General features: G+C 65.7%; 1 pseudogene. It reads left to right on the forward strand.

Going from position 1 to position 297, the window contains the following annotated elements:
* Positions 1-262 (forward strand): annotated as a pseudogene (locus KPB06_RS34450) (IS21 family transposase); the annotation flags it as partial.
* Positions 263-297 lie beyond the last annotated feature (35 nt).

The raw sequence follows: 297 nt of genomic DNA on the forward strand, positions 1-297 counted from the left end.
TCGTACGCGCAAGCGCGTGCTCGACGTCCACAGTCTGGCTCACGAGATCCGTATCTACGAGGACGGTGAACTGCTGGCGGTGCATCCCGTGCTGGAAGGCCGGCGACGAACCTCGCTGTTGCCCGGTCATCGGCGTGCAAACCAGCGTAAGCAGCCGGCACGGCACCCCGTGCCATCGGTGGCTGCGACCGTGGCTCGCCGGCCCTTGTCGTTCTATGACCAGGTCGCAAGACGTCTCGCAGAAGCCGGGAGGACCGCATGAACAGCATGCCTGCCTCGACACTGGAGCGCATCCGG

The sequence above is a fragment of the Burkholderia semiarida genome (assembly GCF_029268935.1).
GTDB lineage: Bacteria > Pseudomonadota > Gammaproteobacteria > Burkholderiales > Burkholderiaceae > Burkholderia > Burkholderia semiarida.